The organism is Cryobacterium sp. TMT2-17-1 (assembly GCF_004402765.1).
GTDB lineage: Bacteria > Actinomycetota > Actinomycetes > Actinomycetales > Microbacteriaceae > Cryobacterium > Cryobacterium sandaracinum.
Window position 1 is genome coordinate 1 of record NZ_SOGC01000008.1, and the last position, 17,671, is coordinate 17,671.

A 17,671-nucleotide genomic window follows, 5' to 3' on the forward strand; every position below is an offset into this window, starting at 1 on the left:
CCCGCCTATAAAGTTTCTTTCCTTTGACAGTCAGAAACCTAGACAGGAAGCGGCGTGCGGCCGTTAAGGCGCTCCGAAACACCCACGGATACAGCAGGGGAGCCCCAATACCCGTCTAATTCTGAAGTAAACATCAACCCTTCGCGCCACAACATCGTCCGCTACCTCGCGGACCGTGCGCGCGTGGGAGTGCGGGGGCGGCGGGAGTACAGGTCAACCGCTCCGATGTCCAACGTTCCGACGTTCCGACGTTCCGACGTTCCGACGACCATCGGGAACGCGAACACGCCTTCGACGTCGCTCGCGCACACGGTTTCGGCGCCGAACGGTGCGCCGAGGGTGGAGATCGCCACGCCGGTGACGGGCAGCACCCGCAGGAACGGCGAACACAGGTGCGTGCTGTTCAGGTTCGCGTTGCGCAACTCCTCGACGGCGAGGCCGAACGATTGACGGTCAGACCGGGACATGACGACGTTCACCCCCCGGGCATCCGTTACTCGGATCGAAATTACTCGCATCGAAGTCGCTCGCGCGTGAGTGTTAACGGTGCCTTCACGACCACTCGGCTCCGCGGGAAAGCAACGATTATTCCGCGGCGGGCAGCGACTTTCTCAGTCACGCCGTTTCCAGCGTATCGCGCGGAACCCGGCTCCGTAGAGCTATTGAAGAACCTGCGTCCGACCTTTGCACGCACCGAGGATCGGTCACGGCCGGACGGGGCGTAGGCCGAGTCAGTCGGCGAACCTGCGCAGCATCTCCAGCACGACCGCGGCCGAGCGGTCGGCCGCGTCGTCGATGTGGGTGAGGTGATCGTCAACCGGTCCGCACAGGTCGGAGATGCCGCGGACCGCCACGAACGGTACGCCATGAGCGAAGCAGGTTTGAGCAGCGCCCACGGATTCCATGTCGGTGGCGAGAACCCCGGGGAACAGCACGCGGAGGCTCTCTGCGCGCTCCACGCTCACGAAGGCGTCGTTGGAGACCAGCAGCCCGCGGCGCACGACCAGCGCCGATCCGTCGGGCATCCGGGCAGCCGACTCGGCGCCGCGCAGCGCCTCAGTCGCGCCCTCGTAGCGAGCCGGCATGCCGGGCACCTGGCCGAGCGCGTACCCGAAGACGCGTGCGTCAGCGTCGCTGTTGAGGTATTCGCTCCCGATGACCACCTCGCCCACCCGCACCTGGGCGCCCACCCCGCCGGCCGAACCCGCGCTGATCACCAGCGGCGACGCCTCGGGGTCCTCGGCGCGCACAAAGAGGAGTGCGGATGTCGTCCCACCGGCCGCGTTGACCAGCCCGATGCCGCTCTGCACGAGCAGCACTTCACGCCCGGCCAAGGTGAGGCGGTGCCGGCGGGCCCTGCCGATGGCGACCGGCGGCGCGGAAGCGGTGGCCGCCGCCAGGAACGGAGCGGCCTCCTCCTCCATCGCGACCAGAATGATCGCGTCGACGGTCGTCATGCGGTGACGGTGGCCCAGGCGCCGCGGGCGGCCAGGAAGACCTTCACGGCGTCCTGGGCGGCTGCCAACGAGTGGTTGGCTCCCCAACCGCACTGAACCTCGTTGGCGGCGGGCACCTCGGTGGCGCCGAGGATGTCGGTCATGGTGGCCTCGATCAACTCGAGGACCTCGGCGTACTCCGGCTGCCCCTGCAGAATGAGGTAGAAACCGGTTTGACAGCCCATCGGCGAGAAGTCGATGACTCGGGTGGAGTGGTTGCGGGAGTGCTCGGCGAAGAGGTGCTCGATCGAGTGCACTGCCGGCATCTCCAGGTGAAGGACGTTGGGCTGGGTGAAGCGCACGTCGTACTTCACGATGGTGTCCCCCTGCGGCAGCATCTTGGTATCGGCCAGGCGCACGTAGGGTGCGACAACCGTGCGGTGATCGAGGTTGAACGATTCGACGTTCATGCGTGGCTGATTCACGTGTTCTCCCTGGAAGCTGTCGTGGCACTCGGCTGGGGCTCGTTCGCAACGGACGTGATCAGGGGTTTATGTGTGGGCCCTACCGGGCTCGAACCGATGACATCCACGGTGTAAACGTGGCGCTCTACCAACTGAGCTAAAGGCCCCTGACGCAACGGCCGGTGAAGGCCGTGTTTCATCATACAGATTCTGCGCGCCGGGTGGACCGCGGCCGGGTTCAAGCCGGCTGGAGTTCGCCGATCGCAGCCCGGTAGGCCTCCAACGACCGGGGCTCGCCCGGCGCGGTGATGAAGCTGGCCCGGATGATCCCCTCAGGGTCGATCAAGAACGTGGCCCGGTTCGCAAAGCCCTTTTGCTCGAGGAACACCCCGTATTCCTTAGCGACCGCACCGTGCGGCCAGAAGTCGGCCAGGAGGTCGAAGGTGTACCGTTCCTGTTCCCCCCAGGCACGCAGGGCGTGACGGGAATCGACCGAGATGCCGAGCAGTTCCACCTCGTTGGCGACGAACAACGACAGATTGTCCCGCAGCTCGCACAACTCGCCACTGCAGATTCCCGAGAACGCGAGGGGGAAGAAGACCAGGGCGACCGACTTCTTCCCGCGGAACTCGCTGAGCTGCACCCGCTCGCCGAACTGGTTGAAGAGCTCGAAATCAGGAGCCTGGGTGTCATTTTCCAACGCCATGGAGCGCTTCCTTTCGTGCGCCCACGGGAACGATGCAAGGCGACGCCACAGCCTAGCCCCGCCTTCTGCCGGAACCAAGATGAGCGTCCCAAGGGACCCTCGATTCCCGGCCCGAACGGCGCTCACCGACCGCGCACAAACCGAAGGCAAAATCTGTAGGCTTGCGTGGTGCCGTCGGTCGTGATCCGACCGTCATCCGGCACCGCTAACTTGGCAGGTTCGCTTCGATGGTCTGCCCAACAGAGAGAGGTCGAGTGTGACTGTCAACGACCAGGACCCGTATTCGGTTAACAGCACGGATGCGGACCCGGAGGAAACCGCCGAATGGTCGGAATCGCTGGACGCGCTCGTATCGGCCCACGGTCACCAGCGTGGTCGGGAGATCATGCTGACGCTCCTGAAACGCTCCAAGGAACTGCACCTCGGCGTGCCCATGGTGCCGACCACGGACTACATCAATACCATCGCGGCCGGCAATGAGCCCGACTTCCCCGGCGACGAAGACATCGAGCGCCGCTACCGCGCCTGGATACGCTGGAACGCCGCCGTTCTCGTGCACCGTGCTCAGCGCCCCGGCATCTCCGTCGGCGGCCACATCTCGACCTATGCATCCTCCGCTGCCCTCTACGAGGTCGGCTTCAACCACTTCTTCCGCGGCCAGGACCACCCGGGCGGCGGAGACCAGATCTTCATCCAGGGCCATGCCTCCCCCGGAACCTACGCGCGGGCCTTCCTCGAGGGCCGCCTGAGCACCGACCAACTCGACGGATTCCGCCAGGAGAAGTCCCACGGCCCCAACGGGCTGTCCTCCTACCCGCACCCGCGACTGATGCCGGAATTTTGGCAGTTCCCGACGGTCTCCATGGGACTCGGCCCGATCAACGCCATCTACCAGGCGCAAACCAACCGGTACCTCACCAACCGCGGGATCAAGGACGCCAGCGACCAGCAGGTCTGGGCGTTTCTCGGCGACGGCGAGATGGACGAGGTCGAGAGCCGCGGGCAGCTGCAGGTTGCCGCCAACGAGGGTCTCGACAACCTCAATTTCATCGTCAACTGCAACCTCCAGCGCCTCGACGGCCCGGTACGCGGCAACGGCAAGATCATCCAGGAACTGGAAAGCTTCTTCCGCGGCGCCGGCTGGAACGTCATCAAGGTCGTCTGGGGTCGCGAGTGGGACGAGCTGCTCTCCCGCGACACCGATGGCGCCCTGCGCGACCTGATGAACGCCACCCCCGACGGCGACTACCAGACGTACAAGGCCGAGAGCGGTGCGTACGTGCGTGAGCACTTCTTCGGCCGCGACCCCCGCGCGCTCAAGCTCGTCGAGGGTTACACCGACGACGACATCTGGAACCTCAAGCGCGGTGGCCACGACTACCGCAAGGTCTACGCGGCATTCAAGGCCGCATCCGAGCACAAGGGCCAGCCGACCGTTATCCTGGCCAAGACGGTCAAGGGTTACGCCCTCGGCCCGAGCTTCGAGGGCCGCAACGCGACCCACCAGATGAAGAAGTTCACCCTCGACAACCTCAAGACGTTCCGCGACAGCACCCACATGCCGATCACGGATGCCCAGCTCGAGGAGAACCCCTACCTCCCGCCGTACTTCAAGCCGGACGAGGACGATGAGGCGATCCAGTATTTGCATGAGCGCCGCCGCGCGCTCGGCGGGTACGTGCCGGAGCGTCGCAGCAAGTACACGCAGATCACCCTGCCGGGCGACGCGACCTACGCCCCCACCAAGAAGGGTTCCGGCACGCAGGAGATCGCGACCACGATGGCCTTCGTACGGCTGCTCAAGGAACTGCTGCGCGCCAAGGACTTCGGACACCGCATCGTGCCGATCATCCCGGACGAGGCTCGCACCTTCGGCATCGACGCGTTCTTCCCGAACGCCAAGATCTACAACCCCAGCGGCCAGCAGTACACCTCGGTCGACCACGCGCAGCTTTTGGCGTATAAGGAGAGCCCGCAGGGCCAGATCCTGCACGTGGGGATCAACGAAGCCGGCGCGATGGCTGCTTTCACCAACGTGGGCACGTCGTACGCAACGCAGGGTGAGCCGCTCATCCCGATCTACGTCTTCTACTCGATGTTCGGCTTCCAGCGCACGGGCGACGCCATGTGGGCCGCGGGCGATCAGATGACCCGCGGGTTCATGATCGGCGCAACCGCCGGACGCACCACCCTCACCGGTGAAGGCCTGCAGCACGCCGACGGCCACTCGCCGTTGCTGGCCTCGACGAACCCCGCCGTGGTCTCGTACGACCCGGCCTACGGCTACGAGATCGGGCACATCGTGCGGTCGGGACTCGAGCGGATGTACGGAGGAACGCACGCCGACCCCAACGTCATGTACTACATCACGGTCTACAACGAGCCGCAGGTGCAGCCGCGCGAGCCCGACGACGTGGACGTGGACGGCATCGTGCGCGGCATCCACCGCGTCAGCGTGTCCGATGTGTCCGGTCCGAAGGCGCAGCTGTTGGCCTCCGGCGTCTCCGTGCCCTGGGCGCTCGAGGCCCAGGCCCTTTTGGCCGAGGACTGGGGAGTGTCCGCCGACGTCTGGTCGGTCACCTCCTGGGCCGAACTGCGTCGCGATGGCATCGCGGTCGAGGAACACAACTTCCTCTACCCGGACGACGCGCCGCAGATCCCCTATGTGACGGAGAAGCTGGCCGGCACCGCCGGACCGTTCATCGCCGTCACCGACTTCATGCATGCGGTGCCCGATCAGATCCGGCAGTTCGTGCCCGGCGACTTCGCGACCCTCGGCGCCGACGGGTTCGGTTTCTCCGACACCCGCCCGGCGGCCCGCCGCTACTTCAAGATCGACGGACCGTCGATGGTGGTGCGCGCACTCGAACTTCTCGCTCGCCGAGGCGAGGTCGACCGCAGCGTCGTCGGCCAGGCGATCGCGAAGTACCGGTTGCACGACGTAACGGCGGGAACTACCGGTTCCGCCGGGGGCGAGAGCTAACAGCCCCCGTGGCACCCACACCGAAGACGAAGGAACAGACGCTCAGCTGGCTGCGAACGATATCCGGGGAGCTTTCCACGGCGACGCTGAAGCGTCTCGAGGACACGCTGCCCTGGTACGGCGATATGCCGCCCGGGCGGCGTTCCGCCGTGGGCCTGGTCGCCCAGGCCGGGATCACGTCGTTCATCTCGTGGTTTGACGACCCGCGGTCCACCCCCTGGATCGCGGCCGACGTTTTCGGTGCCGCTCCGCGAGAACTGCTGCGCTCAATCAGCCTGCAGCAGACCCTGCAGCTCATCCGCGTCACCGTCGAGGTGGTGGAGGAGCGGGTCAAAGACGGCGGGGAAATCCTGCGGGAGGCCATCCTGCTGTACTCCCGCGAGATCGCCTTCGGCGCGGCGGATGTCTATGCCCGGGCAGCCGAGGCACGCGGCCTCTGGGATGTCCGCCTCGAGGCCCTGGTCGTCGACTCGATCCTGAGCGGCGAGTACGACGACGAACTGCCCAGCCGGATCGCGGCCCTCGGCTGGCACGGGCACGGCGAGGTCTGCGTGCTCGTGGGCACGACACCCAAGATGCTCGACGTCGACCAGCTGCGTCGCTCGGCTCGCCACATGGCCGCCGACGTTCTGATCGGGGTGCAGGGCAACCGGCTCGTCCTGGTCATCGGCCGGGCCCACCCGTCGCCGACCGAGACGGATGACGCGATCGGCACGGCCTCCGCCCTCAGTTTCATGGAGATCGCGGTGCAGCTCGAGCCGAGCTTCGGCGCCGGCCACCTGGTGCTCGGCCACGAGGTGCCGAATCTGGTCGACGCGTCCAAGAGCGCTAAGGCCGCCTTGGCCGGCTTCGCCGTGGCGCGCTCCTGGCGCAACGCCCCGCGCCCTGTACAGGCGGACGATCTGCTCCCCGAGCGGGCGCTGGCCGGCGATCCGCTTGCCCGCGCCACGCTGATCCACCGGATCTACCGCCCGCTGCAGGCGCATTCGACCGAGCTGCTCACCACACTCTGGTGCTACCTGGACAACGGTCGCTCCCTGGAAGCCACCGCCCGGGAACTGTTCGTACACCCGAACACCGTGCGCTACCGCCTGAAGCGGGTGTCAGAGGTCATCGGCTACGACGCCACGGGCGCCCGTGAGGCCCTCATCCTGCAGGCTGCCCTGATCATCGGGTCGATCAGCGACCACGACGGCTCAACACGCCGGCGTTAATCGCGGCGTCAGAGGTGCCGAACTAACGAGATTCGACAAACACTCCGCGAATAGTTGGTGGATCTCCGACATGCCCGCAACAAACGAGGTTGGGAGACTGGATTAATGATTGTTGTCGTCTGCCCCGGTCAGGGCTCACAAACCCCCGGCTTCCTCGAGCCCTGGCTTCGGAACCCCACTTTCGCCGCCGGCCTGGACGAGATCTCCGCGGCCTGCGGAATTGATCTGATGCGCCACGGCACCGTGAGCGACGCCGACACCATTCGGGACACCCGAATCGCCCAGCCACTGATCGTGGCCGCCGGACTCCTCACGTTGAACGCACTCCTCGCCGACGGCCGGCGGGAGCGCATCACCGGTATCGCCGGTCACTCGGTGGGCGAGATCACCGCCGCAGCCGGCGCCGGCATCCTCAGCGCGGTGGACGCCGTGCGTTTCGTGCGCGAGCGCGGCACCGCCATGGCCGAGGCCGCGGCGCTGGAGCCCTCCGGCATGAGCGCCGTGCTGGGCGGCGATGAGACCGAACTCCTGGCCCGCCTCGACGAACTCGACCTCGCCCCGGCCAACTTCAACGGTGGCGGACAGATCGTCGTCGCCGGCTCACTCGCGGCTCTGGCCGCTCTCGGCAAGAACCCCAATCCGCGCACCCGGGTGATTCCGCTGCAGGTGGCTGGTGCATTCCACACGCGGTATATGCACCCGGCGGTGAAGCACCTCACCCGTGTCTCCGCGCTGCTCGCGCCCGCCGATCCCACGCTTTCGATCTGGACGAACCGGGACGGCAGCGCGGTGTCCAACGGTGTCCGGTTCGTGGAGTTGCTGGTTGATCAGGTGTCCTCGCCGGTACGGTGGGATATGTGCATGCGTTCGTTCGCGGATGCCGGCGTGACCGGAATCATTGAGGTCGCACCGGCCGGGGCTCTTGTCGGCCTCGCCAAACGTGCCCTCAAGGGCGTGCCCAGCGTAGCGATCAGGACGCCGGACGACCTGCCCGCTGCGTTCGACCTGATCGACCAGCAGAATCTAGTCTGACCGAAAGAGAATATGTCCAAGCCAACACTCCAGCAATCGCACGGTCCCCGGTACACCCGGATTCTCTCGATCGGCGCCGCCCGCGGGGATCTGGTCGTGCCCAACGACGACCTGGTCGGTCCGATCGATTCGTCTGATGAATGGATCCAACAGCGCACCGGCATCATCACCCGCACAAGAGCGAGCCAGGACATCCAGGCCGTCGACCTCGCGACGGATGCCGCCCGCGAAGCCATAGAGAGGTCCGGCATCCAGCCACACCTGATCGACGCCGTCATCGTGGCCACGATCAGCAACGGCCGGCAGACACCGTCCATTGCCGCCGTGGTCGCCGATCGGGTCGGCGCCAACCCCGCCGCCGCCTACGACGTCAACGCCGCCTGCGCCGGATACACCTACGCCGTGGCGCAAGCCGATTCCCTGATCCGCACGGGCACCGCCCACTACGCGCTCGTCATCGGCGCCGAGAAGCTATCCGACCTCGTCGACCCCACGGACCGCAGCATCTCGTTCCTCCTCGGCGACGGCGCCGGCGCCGTCGTCATCGGCCCGAGCGACTTCCCGGGGATCGCACCCACCGTGTGGGGATCCGACGGGTCCAAGGCCGATGCCATCACCATGAATCACACCCTGCAGGAATACCGACGCGGAGAATCCGAATGGCCCACCCTGCGCCAGGAAGGCCAAACGGTTTTCCGCTGGGCCGTCTGGAACATGGCGAAGGTGGCTAAGGAGGCTCTCCAGGTCGCGGGAATCGAGAGCGACCAGCTCGCCGCTTTCATCCCGCACCAGGCCAATATGCGCATCATCGACGAGTTCGCCAAGCAACTGAAGCTTCCCGACTCGGTCGTCATCGCCCGCGATGTCGCCACCACCGGGAACACCTCGTCGGCGTCGATCCCGCTGGCCACCCACCGTCTCCTGGAAGAGCACCCCGAGCTCAGCGGTGGCCTCGCCCTCCAGATCGGCTTTGGAGCAGGACTGGTGTTCGGCGCGCAGGTCGTCGTGCTTCCCTAGATTTCACTCAACTCCCCTCTAAACTGAATCTCGGTCATACGAGACACCCCCAAGGAGAAATAACATGGCATTGTCCACCGAAGAAGTTCTTGCCGGCCTGGCCGAACTCATCAACGACGAGACTGGCATCGCGACCGACACAGTTGAGATGGGGAAGTCATTCACCGATGATCTGGACATCGATTCCATCTCGATGATGACCATCGTCGTCAACGCGGAAGAAAAGTTCGACGTCAAGATCCCCGACGAAGAGGTCAAGAACCTCAAGACCGTCGGCAACGCTGTCGACTTCATCGTCAAGGCTCAGGTCTAGTCCACAAATGAACAGGCCGGTCGGCATCTGCCGACCGGCCTGATCTGTGGGTGATGCCCACGTTTGCACGCCTCACGGAGAGTTAACGTTATGACCAAAAAAATCGTTATCACCGGCATCGGTGCGACTTCCCCTCTCGGCGGCACGGCCGCCGACAGCTGGTCGGCCCTGCTCGCCGGTGAATCGGGGACGAGCACGCTAGACCACGAATGGGTGGCCCGGACTCAGCTCCCCGTGACCTTCGCCGCCCAGGCCAGGGTTCCATCCGTCGACGTTCTGGCCCGCCACGAGACGAAGCGTCTCGACCCCTCCAGCCAGTTCGCGTTGATTGCCGGGCGTGAAGCCTGGGCGGATGCCGGCTCCCCCGAAGCAGACCCCGAACGGCTGGCCGTCGACTGGGCGACCGGAATCGGTGGAGTCTGGACCCTTCTCGACGCGTGGGACACCCTCCGCGAACGCGGTCCGCGCCGCGTGCTGCCGATGACCGTGCCCATGCTCATGCCGAACGGCCCGGGAGCGGCCATCGGAATGGACCTTCACGCCCGGGCCGGAATCACCACAGTTGTGTCCGCGTGCGCCTCGAGCACCGAGTCTCTCGTGAACGCCTACAACCGCCTACAGGCCGGGCTCGCCGACATCGTCATCGCCGGTGGCTCCGAGGCCGCAATTCACCCGCTTCCGATCGCATCCTTCGCTGCTATGCAGGCCTTGTCCAAGCGCAACGACGACCCGGCCACGGCGTCGCGCCCCTACGACATCACCCGGGACGGCTTCGTTCTCGGTGAGGGTGCCGCGGCGCTCGTCGTCGAGACGGAAGAACACGCCAAGGCCCGCGGCGCGCGCATCTACGCCGAGCTCCTTGGTGGTGCCGTGACCAGTGACGCGTACCACATCACCGCTCCAGACCCCGATGGCACGGCTGCGGCCCGCGCGATGATCACCGCGATCAGGAATGCCGACGCGAGCCTGGCGGATGTCTCGCACATCAACGCGCACGCGACCAGCACTCCGGTCGGGGACATCGCCGAGTACAACGCACTGCGCCGCGTGTTCGGCGACCTGCTCGACGGAATCCCGGTGTCGGCGACCAAGGCTTCCACCGGTCACCTCCTCGGTGGTGCCGGGGCGATTGAGGCCCTGTTCACGGTTCTCGCTCTGGCCAAGCGCATGGCCCCGCCGACCATCAACCTGCTGAACCAGGATCCAAGCATCCCGCTCGACGTGGTGACCATGCCGCGCACGTTGCCTTCCGGCGATCTGCTGGCCATCAGCAACTCGTTCGGTTTCGGCGGTCACAACGCCGTCGTGGCGTTCCGGTCGGTCTAGCTCCACCCGGCGGAAAACCTGCCTGCACCGGGATGGCCCCGACCGGCACCGGTCGGGGCCATCCCGTGTTCGGGAGCGACCTTGCGCTGCACGTCAGCCCACCTGGTGCAACCACACGACCGAGTTGAAATCGCCGGCGTGCCGGAACGGTTCGAGCTCGTCGTCCCAGGCCTGCCCGAGCGTAATGCGGAGCTGCCGGTGGAGCTCCAGCGCGTTTGCCCCGGCCAGGTCCATGGCGTGGCGCAGCCGGTCCTCCGGGATAACGACGTTACCGGCCGTGTCGGTCTGGGCGAAGAAGATGCCCAGGTCGGGGGTGTGCAGCCAGCGCGCCCCATCGGCGCCGAAACCGGCGTCCTCGGTGACCTCAAAGCGAAGGTGGTCCCACCCGCGGAGCGCCGAGGCGAGCCGCGCCCCCGTACCGCAGGCGCCCTCCCACTGGTACTCGGCCCGCTGCGCTCCGCGGAGCACGGGCTGCTCAGACCAGTCGAAACTGACGGGCACGCCCAGGGCGCGACCCACCGCCCACTCCACATGGGGACTCAGAGCGCGAGGCGAAGAATGCACGTAAATGTAGCCGCGCGCAGTCGCTTCCTGCCGAGCGTGTGTAGCCACCATCGTTTCTCCCGTTCTGTGAGATGCGTCTTCCCCAACGACCTCTGAACGAAACAATGCGGCGTGCTGTGAACTTATCGAGAACTTGAACCTATGACCAACGGTCGACGCACCGCGCAGGCGCTGCATCCATGAATTATGCCTCAGCGACCCCTGCGATCACAAGACTCGAGCCGGGACCGGATCTCCGTTCGCTATACTCAGTATGGTCGTACCGTGGCCACCGGAGGTCCCATGTCTGTTCGCAGCTGCCTGCTGGCGATCCTCACGATCGGTCCGGCCTATGGCTTCCAGCTTCATGGCGAGCTGGAGTCTCGAACGGCCGGTCGGCGGGCGGTCAACGTCGGGCAGATCTACGGCACTCTTGAGCGGCTGGTGAAACAGGCGGCCGTTGAATCGGCCGGCAGCACCGCAGACGGCCTACCGCTGTACCGAATCACCGCGCTCGGCCAGGCCGAGGCGCTCCACTGGCTGGCCGATACCGAGAGCGCTCCCGGCAACGAGTGGAGCGACCTGCTCGACCGGGTCCTGATCGCCATCTCCCTCCCTGATCCTCAGGTGCTGGGCATCGATGCGCGCGGCATCGTTGCCCGGTACCGCCGGCGGTGGCAGTCAACTACCGAGACTGCGACTATGGACGCCGCGGCCACGGGCGCGGAGCGCTTGGCGGGCGCCGCCCGGGCCGCGCTGTCCGCCGCTGCACTGGACTGGCTTCGGGACGTCGACGCGCTGCTCGAGGACGTCCACGCCGCGGGTTTTCGGCACGGTCTGAACGACGTGCGGCCGAAGCGCGGACGACGACCGGCATCCGTCGCCTGACCTGGGCGACACGCACCGTCGGAGCTGCCGTCGCCTCTGCGGTGGTTGCACCTACTTCGCCTGCGCGTAGCTGTCGACCGTCGCAACAGTGAGCAGGAAATCGACCGGGAAATCGCCGAACAAGTGCCGGCCGGCGGTATCCGCCGCGCGCCGGATGATCTCCTCGACGGTATCTGCCAGCGCGGCGGGCGTGTGCACCATGACCTCGTCGTGCAGGAAGAAAACCAGGTGCGGGGCCCGGTCGAATTCCGACCCGGAGGCACCCTGGGCCCACTGGGAACCCTGGGCACCCTGGGGCAGCATTCGCAGTTCCCGGCGCACCTCCGCCATCCAGCACAGCGCCCATTCCGCGGCGCTGCCCTGAACGATGAAATTGCGGGTGAAGCGGCCCCAGTCTCGCGCCTGACTACGGGCCCGGCGCTCGTCGGCATCCGTCGCCCCGGGGTCGTAGGCCTTGGCCTGGGTGGCCAGCCAGCGTTCCCCGGGCCGCGGGGAGGAACGCCCAAGCCGTGTCGTCACGCTCTCGCCGCGTTCCCCGGCGCGTGCGGCCGTTTCGGTGAGGGCCAGTGCCCTCGGAAAGGCCTTCGCGAGCCGGGGCAGGAGGCGCCCGCTCTCCCCGCTGGTGGCGCCGTACATGGCCCCGAGCATGGCCACCTTGGCGTGGTCGCGGGTCTCCACGACGCCCCCGGCGACGATCCCGGCGTACAGGTCCGTTCCTCGGCCGGCCTGGGCCATGGCCGTGTCGGCCGATAGGGCGGCGAGGATACGCGGCTCGAGCTGCGCGGCGTCCGCGACCACGAGCTTCCAGCCCGCATCGGCGACGACTGCGCCGCGCACCTGTTTGGGCAGCTGCAGGGCTCCCCCGCCCCGAGTGGCCCAGCGGCCCGTCACCACCCCGCCGGGGATGTACTCGGGATGGAACCGGCCGTCGACGATCCAGGTGTCCATCCAATACCAGCCGTTCGCGCTGAGCAGCCGGGCCAGCTTCTTGTATTCGAGCAGCGGATCGATCACAGGGTGGGTGAGCTCCTTGAGCTCCCAGGCGCGGGTGGACGTCACCTTCAGGCCGACCTTCTGCAGTGCCCGCATCAGATCGGGCTGGGAGTCGGGGTTGAGACCGGGTTCGCCAACAGCGTCACGGATGCGCCGAGCGAGGTTTTCGAGGCGTTCGGGCCGGATGCCCGGGGCGACGCGGGGGCCGAGTTCGCGGGTCAGCAGAGCGTCGTGCACGTCGGTGCGCCACGGCAGGCCGGCGAACTGCATCTCGGCGGCGATCAGCGCCCCGGCCGATTCCGCGGCGAGCAGCAGGCGGAGGCGGCCGGGCTCCGCAGAGGCGCGGACCGCGTCGAGCTGGCGCCGGTATTCCGCCTGCGTACCGAACCCGGCGGCCGCGCTGCCGGCGTCGCGGCCGGTCACGCCGTCGGCGGCGGTCTCGGTGTCGCTGCCGGCGGCGCTGTCACCGTCGCTGTCGAACAGGTCGAAGAGTGTCACCCCGGATGCGGACGCGGCCGGTTCGAAGGCCACCGCCCGATCCCAGCGGCTCGGCTCCGCCCGGGCCAGCGCGCTTGCCTGGGTCAGCGACGACTGGCGCAGGATCGCGTGGCACAGGCGCAAGTCGTGGGCGCGGTGCACCCTGATTCCGGCCGCCAGGAGCAGCGGGTAGATGCGGGCCGTGTCCTCCCACACCCAACGGGGCCGGTCTCGCTCCTGACCGAGCACATAGCCGGGGAATTCGTGTGAAGGCAAACGGAGTGCTGGCCCCGCGACGTTGCCCTCGGCGTCGAGCGACAGCACGAGGATCTCCCCGTTTCCCGTTCGACTCGCCAGAAGGTGCACCTGCCCATTCTGCCGGTTCGGGACCGTGCCGGCGGGAAAAGCATCCGTCATATGACCGTCAGTTCGTCCGGCCGTCTGTCGGTGGAGTGGCGTCGGCCTCAGCCCACGCCTCCTGCAGCAGGGCGACGGTCTCGTTGTCTGAGAGTTGGTGGAAGTCGGTGTAGAAGGGCCCGATTGCCCACAACTCCTGCGGGGCGTGCAGCACGACGATGACATCCGCATACTGCCGCATCTCCCCGAGCAGCTCGGCGGGTGCGACCGGGACCGCGAGCACCGTGAGTGCGGCGCCCTGCCCTTTCAGGGCCGCGAGGGCTGCCTTGGCCGTGGCTCCCGTCGCGAGGCCGTCGTCCACGACGACGGCGACACGGCCCCGCGGACTGATCTGCGGGCGGTCATTGAGGTAGAGGGTGCGACGTCGTGCGATTTCGGCCAGCTCGCGACGGCGGGCCCGGGCCAAACCCATCGAGTCGCCCCCGGTGGCGGCGAACACGTCCTCATTGACGATCGCCTGCGGACTAGCACCGTCGACGACCGCCCCCATCGCGACCTCCGGATAGCCCGGGGCCCCGATCTTGCGCACCAGGATGAGGTCCAGCGGGGCATGCAGGCGCCGAGCGACCTCGATCGCCACAGGCACACCGCCCCGCGGGAGGGCGTAGACCACCGGGTCGTGCGCCTCAAGCTCAGTCAGTCGTTCGATCAGTGGTTCGGCCAGCAGTCGGCCGGCCTCGCTCCGATTCGTGAACATGAGGCTCCCACCCGGCGAATACCTCCTGCGGGTCCGCCTCGTCCGATTCTGCCGCCGACCCTCGGCTTTGTCGAGGGCCGCCCGGGGCTCAGGCGCGGCGACCCGATTCGAGCTGACGGGCACACATGCCACTTCGGTGGTCCCGGGCACTGGACGCGTCCGGGGACCGAGGGCAGACTCGGTTCAACCAGAACAATCACGGCACCATCGAACGGAACCTGGATCAGCTGTGTATCGACGACTCACCACCCTGATTGCCGCGACCGGGCTCACGGCCGGGATCGCTCTCCTGCTGACGCTCGGCACCGTGATGCCGAGTGCGACGCGCGTCTCCGCCGACGAGTGCCCGGGCGAAACCGTGCCGATCGTCGATGTCGACGGGGAGTCACAGTGTGTGGCCCTGACCCAGGGTGAAACCACCCCCGGACCGACACCGACACCGCCGCCCCCTCCCACTCTCACTCCGACCAAGTTCCCCTCGCCAGCACCTGAGGAACCCGCCACCACTCCCCCGGCAGAGCCGGCCCCCTCGGCCGGGCCACAGTCCACGCCGGCTGTCGTTCCACCGTCGGCGACGGCGGCGGCACCGTCGGAAGCCCCACCTGCCAAGAACGTGGATCCAGCCCCGACCTCTGCTCCCGTTCCAGGCGAGCGCGCAGGAACGACCAACGAGCCGGAGAACACCAGCACGCCGACTCCGGCGATGATGCCCACGGAGCCGCCCGCGAACGCCGACATCACCGGCGTGATCGTGCCCGGCAACGGGCCCCGGCTGCTCTGGGGCGTCGCCGTCGGGGCATCCGCATCGGGGTTGCTGGCCGCGCTCGTCGCCTTCTACCTGGTGTCGGTGCGACCGTTCTTCATCGCACGCAGACGGCCGGGAGCAGTCGGCTGACTCGCACAGGTTTCTTTGGCGCCGACCGGGTCAGCCTGATGTCGATGACGAACGCCTACCGCGGCCGGGGCACCGTGCGGTACGCCGGCCTGGCCCTGAGCCTGTTGGGCGAGATGATCGACGCGATCGCCAAACAGCCATGGCGCATCGTCGCGCGCGCCTTCCGCCGCGCCGTCGACGGGAGGCCGAGCTGGCCGCCGACGTGCGGCGGTCGGATCAGTGTGACCTGCTGGTCGACCTGACCGCCAAACTCGACCGGCTCCCCCGGTATTTCTCCGTGCACCCCCGCAGGGTCATCCTCGCCGATGCGTCACTGCTGGATGGCACCCCGGTGCAGGGGTCCGGCATGGGGAGGTGATGCCCGACTGTCTCCGTCACCCGGGAGAATCTGTGGGACCTGCGTGAGGTCGCTCGCCAGAGTCAGCGGAGTGCGGGGGCCCCGGCTCGCGCACCGCGCACGACGATCGATGCAGGGGCCCGCCTCAACGCACACTGAGCCTTCCACTCGTTCGACTGTGGAGCAGCCAGGAGCATGACCCTCCACCTCGACCTGCGGCTCACCCCCAAATCCGTTGCCCCGGTCGGGTCAGGTCAGGTCAGGTCAGGTGCGGTCAATACCAGTTGTTGGTCACGGAATGCGCCCAGGCTCCGCACGGGGTGCCGTACCCGGCCTTGATGTAGCCGAGACCCCAGGAGATCTGCGTCGTCGCGTTCGTGGCCCAGTCGGATCCCGCCGTGGCCATCTTGCTCCCGGGCAGGGCCTGAGGGATTCCGGTGGCGCCGCTGGGGTTGTTGGCCGTGTACGACCAGCCGGATTCCTTGTTCCAGAGCTGTACGAGGCAGGAGAACTCGGACTCGCCCCAGCCGTACTTGGAGGCTGCCATCGCCCGGGCCGTCGCCTTCGCCTCGGCGGGCGTGTTGCCGCCGGCGTCGGGCTGGGACTCAGCAGCTGGAGCGGAATCGCGCGACGCATCCGCGGCCGCGGCCCGGGCGTCCGCCTGAGCCTGAGCCTGAACGGCAGCCTCGGCCTGGGCGCGAGCGGCCTCGGCGGCGGCCGCTGCTGCGGCCTCGGCGGCGGCTCGGTCTACCTCGGCCACAGCCGAACGGGCCGTGTCGGCCGCCTCCTGAGTCTGTTCGGTGAGCTCGATGACGGTGTCCGTCTCCAACGACTTGTAGTCCCCGAGCGCGGCGACGGATGACGCCAGTGGGGTCGGATCCACCTTGTTCGCCATGGCCGTGATCACCGTTCCGGCGTCACTGAGGGTGCTCTCCGCCCGGTCATGGGCGGTTTTTGTGGCTATGGCGGAGTAGACGCTGAGCTGCTCGTGATGCAAACCGGTGCTTTCGGAGAGCTCCGTCGTCGCGGCGATGCCGGCAGAACTTACCGCGGACGCCTGTGACACCGCACCGATTCCCATGATCAGGCCGAGGAGACCGAGAGCTGCTCCAGTGCCGACAGCGACGGATCTGGTGCGCGAACGTTTACGTTTGGCGTTCATTTCTCGCCGGGCGGTCAGAGGTGAACGGGGTGAAGCAGAGCGCATGACTTCCAAATGCGATGCGGCCGGGCTACACGATCCTCGGCGCACCGTGATCGGTGGACTCACGGCCAGATGAAGCCGCATGGACGAACCCGCCAGCTTGCACTCACTTTCTGGACAGATGCTCAGTTGTAGCTGGCAAAGTCATCCGTACTCGGCCGCTACCGATGCCGGTGCACGTCGATAGGCTCGAGTCAGGACAACTCGTTGTCCGCGTAACGGGGTGGTATGGGTGAACTTCGGCAGATTTGTTTTGAGGGAACTGTAGGTGTGGAGTTCGCAGCCCTAAGCTCTCAGCCTGCCGTCAGGCGCCCCTCGGCTTCGCGACTTCACAGCCTCGCTCAGGCTTTGGGTGCCTCTCGCCGTGGTCGTCGGTACTTCGCTGACCCGTCGTGATGCGCTGCCAGACCTGTCGCGGCATGTCCAGGCCAGAGATTGTGACGGATGCCACGCTCGAGGCGAAATACGGGGTGCACCCGATGCAATAAGTTGCCCGGCTTCGACGCCCATATGCGGGCGGGCACTCGCGGACAGCCGGTGCGTTGATCACGACTTACTGTTGGCCGTCGTTGGTGATCAGGTCTCTGACAGCGAGCATGTCCGGTCGGGACCGGTCGGGACCGGTCGGGCCGCCGCGGTCGGGCCGGGCACGGCATCCGCTTCGAGGCACTCCAAAAGGGCGACAGGGGGCAAGCTCGGTGGAGATCAGCAGCGATCGAGAACACTTGT

At 67.1% G+C, this 17,671-nt stretch carries 17 protein-coding genes and 1 tRNA gene; 9 read left to right on the forward strand and 9 right to left on the reverse strand.

Going from position 1 to position 17,671, the window contains the following annotated elements; all coding sequences use genetic code 11:
- Positions 1–161: 161 nt before the first annotated feature.
- The 5 genes from E3O47_RS01200 to E3O47_RS01220 form a co-directional block, all read right to left on the reverse strand.
- A complete protein-coding gene (locus E3O47_RS01200) occupies positions 162–518 on the reverse strand; it encodes a hypothetical protein (RefSeq protein ID WP_134419350.1) in 357 nt (118 codons plus the stop codon).
- A gap of 213 nt (positions 519–731) precedes the next feature.
- Positions 732–1,457, reverse strand: a complete 726-nt coding sequence (gene mtnN, locus E3O47_RS01205) for a 5'-methylthioadenosine/S-adenosylhomocysteine nucleosidase (protein ID WP_104101904.1) — start codon at positions 1,455–1,457, stop codon at positions 732–734.
- Positions 1,454–1,906: an S-ribosylhomocysteine lyase gene (locus tag E3O47_RS01210; protein WP_104171090.1), complete on the reverse strand. Its 453-nt coding sequence runs from the start codon at positions 1,904–1,906 to the stop codon at positions 1,454–1,456. The genes mtnN and E3O47_RS01210 overlap by 4 nt, the downstream gene beginning before the upstream one ends.
- 88 nt (positions 1,907–1,994) lie before the next feature.
- A tRNA-Val gene (locus E3O47_RS01215) sits at positions 1,995–2,067 on the reverse strand.
- Positions 2,068–2,138: 71 nt separating this feature from the next.
- Positions 2,139–2,606 (reverse strand): peroxiredoxin, encoded by a 468-nt coding sequence (locus E3O47_RS01220; protein ID WP_104101900.1) that lies wholly within the window; start codon positions 2,604–2,606, stop codon positions 2,139–2,141.
- A gap of 256 nt (positions 2,607–2,862) precedes the next feature.
- On the opposite strand from E3O47_RS01220, the gene aceE reads away from it, so the two are divergent.
- The 6 genes from aceE (at position 2,863) to E3O47_RS01250 (ending at position 10,491) form a co-directional block, all read left to right on the forward strand.
- Positions 2,863–5,589, forward strand: a complete 2,727-nt coding sequence (gene aceE / locus E3O47_RS01225) for a pyruvate dehydrogenase (acetyl-transferring), homodimeric type (protein WP_104101897.1) — start codon at positions 2,863–2,865, stop codon at positions 5,587–5,589.
- Between the two features lie 8 nt (positions 5,590–5,597).
- Positions 5,598–6,803 carry a helix-turn-helix domain-containing protein gene (locus tag E3O47_RS01230; protein WP_104101895.1) on the forward strand — a complete coding sequence of 402 codons (1,206 nt, stop codon included), beginning with the start codon at positions 5,598–5,600 and terminating at the stop codon, positions 6,801–6,803.
- A gap of 105 nt (positions 6,804–6,908) precedes the next feature.
- Positions 6,909–7,835, forward strand: coding sequence for an ACP S-malonyltransferase (locus E3O47_RS01235; RefSeq protein ID WP_104101893.1), 927 nt, complete (start codon positions 6,909–6,911; stop codon positions 7,833–7,835).
- 12 nt (positions 7,836–7,847) lie between these two features.
- Positions 7,848–8,852 carry a beta-ketoacyl-ACP synthase III gene (locus tag E3O47_RS01240; protein ID WP_104101891.1) on the forward strand — a complete coding sequence of 335 codons (1,005 nt, stop codon included), beginning with the start codon at positions 7,848–7,850 and terminating at the stop codon, positions 8,850–8,852.
- A gap of 64 nt (positions 8,853–8,916) precedes the next feature.
- Positions 8,917–9,165, forward strand: coding sequence for an acyl carrier protein (locus E3O47_RS01245; protein WP_104101888.1), 249 nt, complete (start codon positions 8,917–8,919; stop codon positions 9,163–9,165).
- Between the two features lie 90 nt (positions 9,166–9,255).
- Positions 9,256–10,491, forward strand: a complete 1,236-nt coding sequence (locus E3O47_RS01250; RefSeq protein ID WP_104101886.1) for a beta-ketoacyl-[acyl-carrier-protein] synthase family protein — start codon at positions 9,256–9,258, stop codon at positions 10,489–10,491.
- A 93-nt stretch (positions 10,492–10,584) separates the two neighbouring features.
- On the opposite strand, the gene E3O47_RS01255 is transcribed toward E3O47_RS01250, so the two are convergent.
- Positions 10,585–11,106, reverse strand: a complete 522-nt coding sequence (locus E3O47_RS01255) for a DUF3145 domain-containing protein (RefSeq protein WP_104101883.1) — start codon at positions 11,104–11,106, stop codon at positions 10,585–10,587.
- A gap of 231 nt (positions 11,107–11,337) precedes the next feature.
- Between E3O47_RS01255 and E3O47_RS01260 the strand changes: the two genes are divergently transcribed.
- Positions 11,338–11,922 (forward strand): PadR family transcriptional regulator, encoded by a 585-nt coding sequence (locus tag E3O47_RS01260; RefSeq protein ID WP_134419351.1) that lies wholly within the window; start codon positions 11,338–11,340, stop codon positions 11,920–11,922.
- A 51-nt stretch (positions 11,923–11,973) separates the two neighbouring features.
- Here the strand turns inward: E3O47_RS01260 and E3O47_RS01265 are convergent, their stop codons facing one another.
- Positions 11,974–13,758, reverse strand: a complete 1,785-nt coding sequence (locus tag E3O47_RS01265) for a bifunctional 3'-5' exonuclease/DNA polymerase (RefSeq protein WP_233191458.1) — start codon at positions 13,756–13,758, stop codon at positions 11,974–11,976.
- A gap of 58 nt (positions 13,759–13,816) precedes the next feature.
- Positions 13,817–14,506 carry a phosphoribosyltransferase family protein gene (locus tag E3O47_RS01270; protein ID WP_104101874.1) on the reverse strand — a complete coding sequence of 230 codons (690 nt, stop codon included), beginning with the start codon at positions 14,504–14,506 and terminating at the stop codon, positions 13,817–13,819.
- Positions 14,507–14,735: 229 nt separating this feature from the next.
- On the opposite strand from E3O47_RS01270, the gene E3O47_RS01275 reads away from it, so the two are divergent.
- Both E3O47_RS01275 and E3O47_RS01280 read left to right on the forward strand, forming a co-directional pair.
- The gene (locus E3O47_RS01275) at positions 14,736–15,401 is read left to right on the forward strand and encodes a hypothetical protein (RefSeq protein ID WP_134419352.1); all 666 of its coding nucleotides are present in this window, start codon (positions 14,736–14,738) and stop codon (positions 15,399–15,401) included.
- Between the two features lie 44 nt (positions 15,402–15,445).
- Positions 15,446–15,643, forward strand: a complete 198-nt coding sequence (locus E3O47_RS01280) for a hypothetical protein (RefSeq protein ID WP_134401682.1) — start codon at positions 15,446–15,448, stop codon at positions 15,641–15,643.
- A gap of 369 nt (positions 15,644–16,012) precedes the next feature.
- Here E3O47_RS01280 and E3O47_RS01285 read toward each other — a convergent pair whose 3' ends face one another.
- On the reverse strand, positions 16,013–16,900 hold the full coding sequence (locus tag E3O47_RS01285) for a hypothetical protein (protein ID WP_134401683.1): 888 nt from the start codon (positions 16,898–16,900) through the stop codon (positions 16,013–16,015).
- Positions 16,901–17,671: the final 771 nt, after the last annotated feature.